Annotated in this window: 5 protein-coding genes; 2 read left to right on the plus strand and 3 right to left on the minus strand. The window is 62.7% G+C overall.

The features are described 5' to 3' along the window. Positions 1 to 143 precede the first annotated feature (143 nt). On the plus strand, positions 144 to 1,484 hold the full coding sequence (locus tag N799_RS13875; RefSeq protein WP_019183731.1) for an ISL3-like element ISStma11 family transposase: 1,341 nt from the start codon (positions 144 to 146) through the stop codon (positions 1,482 to 1,484). Between the two features lie 82 nt (positions 1,485 to 1,566). On the opposite strand, the gene merA is transcribed toward N799_RS13875, so the two are convergent. Genes merA through merT form a run of 3 tightly spaced genes read right to left on the minus strand, consistent with a single transcriptional unit; the run spans position 1,567 to position 3,913 of the window. Beyond that, positions 1,567 to 3,261 (minus strand): mercury(II) reductase, encoded by a 1,695-nt coding sequence (gene merA / locus N799_RS13880; protein WP_012480191.1) that lies wholly within the window; start codon positions 3,259 to 3,261, stop codon positions 1,567 to 1,569. A gap of 10 nt (positions 3,262 to 3,271) precedes the next feature. After that, positions 3,272 to 3,550 carry a mercury resistance system periplasmic binding protein MerP gene (merP, locus tag N799_RS13885; RefSeq protein ID WP_012480190.1) on the minus strand — a complete coding sequence of 93 codons (279 nt, stop codon included), beginning with the start codon at positions 3,548 to 3,550 and terminating at the stop codon, positions 3,272 to 3,274. Positions 3,551 to 3,562: 12 nt separating this feature from the next. Further along, positions 3,563 to 3,913 carry a mercuric ion transporter MerT gene (gene merT / locus N799_RS13890; RefSeq protein WP_019183730.1) on the minus strand — a complete coding sequence of 117 codons (351 nt, stop codon included), beginning with the start codon at positions 3,911 to 3,913 and terminating at the stop codon, positions 3,563 to 3,565. A 74-nt stretch (positions 3,914 to 3,987) separates the two neighbouring features. Between merT and merR the strand changes: the two genes are divergently transcribed. After that, positions 3,988 to 4,395 carry a mercury resistance transcriptional regulator MerR gene (gene merR / locus N799_RS13895; RefSeq protein WP_012480188.1) on the plus strand — a complete coding sequence of 136 codons (408 nt, stop codon included), beginning with the start codon at positions 3,988 to 3,990 and terminating at the stop codon, positions 4,393 to 4,395. Positions 4,396 to 4,621: the final 226 nt, after the last annotated feature.

Genomic DNA, 4,621 nt, shown 5'->3' on the forward strand with positions numbered 1-4,621 from the left:
GGGTATCCGGAATCTGGTGTGGGTTCTGGCTCCTTGGGTCTTTGTAGCTATCACTTTCAAAGAATGGATTTTGGTGTTGGACGGCTGAGCGGATGTGCTAGAGTAAAAGTCGGATTTCAGTGTGGGTTCGCCCAAGGTGCTGAGTGACGGACTTTCTCCAGCTGCGAAGCCTGAAGACGCTTGAAATCCTGACCAGCGAGGACAGTTACGTCGTCAAGGCCGAAGGCGTCAATCAGTGGGTGACCTGCCCGCTGTGCAAGACCGGACGCCTGCATGGTCACGGCTCACAGGAACAGTCGTTTCAGGACACACCGACGCACGGCAAACCCGTCGTGATCTTCATCCAGCGCCGTCGCTATCGCTGTACAAGCTGCACCAAGACCTTGTTTGAGCCTGTGGCGGACCTTGATGGAAAACGCCAAGCCACGGCGCGTCTGGTGCGTTATATCCGCGACCAGTCCTTCTCCAAGACCTTTGCGGCCCTTGCCCGGGAAGTAGCCGTGGACGAAAAGACGGTCCGCCACGTCTTCGACGATTTCATCGAGGAGGTCGAGGCCAAGACCCAGTTCCGGACGCCGCGGGTGCTGGGTATCGACGAGCTCAAGATCATCGGCCAGTACCGGGCCATGATCACCAACGTCGAGCGCAAGACCGTGTTCGATATCCGCCCCAGCCGGGCCAAAGCCGAGTTGATGCCCTATTTCCGCGACCTGCGGGACAAGGACTCGGTCGAGTGGGTGGCGATGGACATGTACCACGTTTATCGGCAGGTGGTGCGCGCCACGCTGCCACAGGCCCGGATCGTGGTCGATCGATTCCATATCCAGCGCATGGCGAACGACGCGCTGGAGAAGCTGCGCAAGCGCATTCGCAAGGATTTGTCCACCCGGCAGCGCCTCAAACTCAAGGACGAGCGGTTCCTGCTGCTCAAGCGGCAGCACGACCTGACAGGGAGAGATATGGACCGGATGCGGGAATGGTTCCAACAGTTCCCGCTCCTAAGCGAAGCCCACGCGCTCAAGGAAGGATTTCTGTCGATCTGGGATCAGAAGACCCGCCCAGCAGCAGAAGCCGCCTGCGCGAAGTGGCAGGCCAATATTCCGACCGAATTGGCGGCCACGTTCAAGGACCTGACCACCGCCGTGCACAACTGGCACGACGAAATCTTCGCCTACTTCGAGCAGCCGATTACCAATGCCTATACTGAGTCAGTCAACCGAGTGGCCAAAGACATGAACCGCATGGGCAGGGGTTACAGCTTCGAGGTGCTTCGGGCGCGCATGCTCTACGACAAGAAGGCGCGCAAGGATGGCTCGGTTATCGAAACCGTGTTGGTCGATGACGACGACCCAATGACCACGGACTTCGTGTTCCAGCGGATGACCACGGCGGCAACGCGCAAGAAGAAGATCACGCGCGTGGTCGAGTACGGCCCCTATCTCCCGACGCTGGCGCGGCTACTCGAAGAGGGGTATTTCGAATAGTCCTCAGCCCATTGTGCAAGAGGCGGCGCTTCAGCCTGAATTTGTGATTCAGCCGATGAAGCATAGGTAAGAGGCCCAGCCACTACCCCGCGCAACAGGACAGTTGCTTTACGTCCTTGGTGAAGGTTTGTGCCGCGAGTTTCAGCCCCTCGACCATCGTCAGGTAGGGGAATAACTGGTCGGCCAACTCTCGCACCGTCATGCGGTTGCGAATCGCCAGTACTGCGGTTTGGATCAGCTCGCCTGCTTCCGGGGCTACCGCTTGCACGCCGATCAGTCGTCCCGAACCGGCCTCCGAAACCAGCTTGATGAAACCGCGCGTGTCGAAGTTGACCAGCGCCCGGGGCACGTTGTCGAGCGTCAGCGTGCGGCTGTCGGTCTCGATACCGTCGTGGTGCGCTTCGGCTTCGCTGTAGCCCACGGTGGCGACCTGCGGGTCGGTGAACACCACCGCCGGCATCGCCGTCAGATCCAGCGTCGCGTTGCCACCCGTCATGTTGATTGCAGCGCGGGTGCCGGCCGCCGCCGCGACGTAGACGAACTGCGGCTGGTCAGTGCAGTCGCCGGCGGCATAGATGTGCGGCACGGTAGTGCGCATCGCGTGGTCGATGGTGATGGCGCCTTGCGCATTGACCACCACACCGGCCGCGTCGAGGTTGAGCGTGCGGGTGTTTGGGGTGCGGCCGGTGGCGAACAACAGCCGGTCGGCATGCAGTTCGCCGCGTTCGGTGGTGAGCACGAATTCCCCATCCTCATAGGCGACCTGGCTGGCCTGGGTGTGGTCCAGCACTTCGATGCCTTCGGCGCGGAACACGGCCGTGATGGCCTCGCCAATGGCGGGGTCTTCGCGAAAGAACAGTGTGCTGCGCGCCAGCATGGTCACCTTGCTGCCCAGCCGGGCAAAGGCCTGCGCGAGTTCGACGGCCACCACCGACGAGCCGATCACGGCCAGCCGATCGGGGATCGTGTCGCTGGCCAGCGCTTCGGTCGACGTCCAGAAGGGCGTGTCTTTCAAGCCCGGGATCGGTGGAATCGCCGGACTGGCCCCGGTGGCGATGAGGCAGCGGTCGAAACTCACCTCGCGCATCCCGTCGTCAGCGGTTGCCACGGTCAGCGTGTGCGCATCCTTGAATCGGGCATCGCCGCGCAGCACGGTGATGGTCGGGGTGCTCGTCAGGATGCCTTCGTACTTGGCGTGGCGCAGTTCATCGACGCGCCCCTGCTGCTGAGCCAGCAAGCGCTTACGCAGAATCTTCGGCGAGGCGGCGGCAATGCCGTCATCGAACGGACTCTCGCGACGCAGATGCGCGATGTGGGCAGCGCGGATCATGATCTTGGACGGCACACATCCGACGTTGACGCAGGTGCCGCCGAGAGTGCTGCGCTCGATCAGCGTCACACGCGCCCCTTGCTCGACGGCCTTCAACGCCGCCGCCATCGCCGCGCCGCCGCTGCCGATCACGGCCACGTGCAGTGCAGCCTCATCGTCCTCGCGCTTTGGTTCGCCGCCCAGCCGCTCTTGTGCATTGTTCAGCAGGTCGCTGGGTTGCCCCGGCGCATCGGCAAGCTGCGCTCGGTAACCGAGTGCGGATACCGCCGCGACCAGCGAGGTCACGTCCGCGGCGGTACCTACGCTGGCCTCAATCTCGGCCCGGCGCTGTGGGTAGGACACTGAGGCCGAACGCACGCCGGGCACCTTTTCCAAGGTCTGCTTGACGTGCTCGGCGCACGACCCGCAGGTCATGCCATCGATGTGCAGCGTGATCGCCTCGGTCATGAGCGTGTGCTCACTTCTTGACGGTAGACGGGTAGCCGGCGTTCTCGGTGGCTTTGGTCAACGCGGCCGGAGTGGTCTTGGCATCGTCGTAGGTTACCACCGCCTCCTTGGGCTCCCAGGTCACCTTGGCCTCGATGACGCCTTCGACCTTGGTCAGCGCCTTCTTGACCGTGATCGGACAGGTGGCGCAGGTCATGCTCGGCACCGACAGCGTGACGGTTTTGGTGGCGGCCCAGGCGGGAGCGCTGAGGGCAACGGTCAGAGCGAGCAATGCGACGAGTTTCTTCATGGCAATCTCCTTTCAGTAGAACAGGGGCATGAGGTAGGGGAACACGAGCGCGATCAGCACCAGGGCGGTGACGATCCAGAAGATCACCTTGTAGGCCGTCCGCACCTGGGGCACGGCGCATGCGTCGTCCGGCGCGCAGGCGCGAGCCGGCCGGAAGATGCGACGCCACGCGAAGAACAGCGCCACGAGCGCCACGCCAATGAAGATCGGCCGGTACGGTTCCAGCGCGGTCAAGTTGCCGATCCAGGCGCCGGAGAAACCCAGCGTGATCAGCACCAGCGGACCGAGGCAGCAGGTCGAGGCGAGGATGGCGGCGAGGCCACCGGCGGCCAGTGCACCGCGGCCGTTGCTGGGGTCTGCCATGTGAGGGATCTCCTTCCGAGACGTTGCGTGATGCGCTAAGGTTACTTCCGTAGTCAAGTACGGAGTCAAGCGCGATGGTGAACGATCCGCAAACACTGACCATCGGGGCTTTCGCCAAGGCCGCTGGGGTCAACGTGGAGACCATCCGGTTCTATCAGCGCAAGGGGTTATTGCCAGAACCAGGTCGGCCCGTCGGCAGTATTCGCCGCTACGGATCGGCGGACGTGGCGCGGGTGCGTTTCGTGAAATCCGCCCAGCGGCTGGGGTTCAACCTGGACGAAGTCGGCCAACTCCTACAGCTTGAGGACGGCACTCACTGCAGCGAAGCCGCCGAGCTGGCTGCGCTCCAGCTCACCGACGTGCGCACCAAGATGGCGGACCTGACGCGAATCGAAGCGGTGCTGTCACGGTTGGTCAACGAGTGCCATGCGCAGCGAGGCACTGTGTCGTGCCCGCTGATCGATTCTCTGCACGGGAGCTAGGCGCGTGGCTTAACCCGGTTTTCCGTTCCACTGCGCCTCAAACCCCAGTTCGAGCCGGGGGCAAGGTGACCTGCCACTGATTGTTTCCTTGCACCGACATGCGCCAGACAAAGCCCACACTGAAGGCTAAAAGCGCGTAAGCCTTGCGATACCAGAAACCTACCGAACGAGAGCTGTCAGACAAGAAGGGCTAGTGCGGTCTTCCCACACTAAAATCCGGATACCC

Source organism: Lysobacter arseniciresistens ZS79, assembly GCF_000768335.1.
Taxonomy (GTDB): domain Bacteria; phylum Pseudomonadota; class Gammaproteobacteria; order Xanthomonadales; family Xanthomonadaceae; genus Novilysobacter; species Novilysobacter arseniciresistens.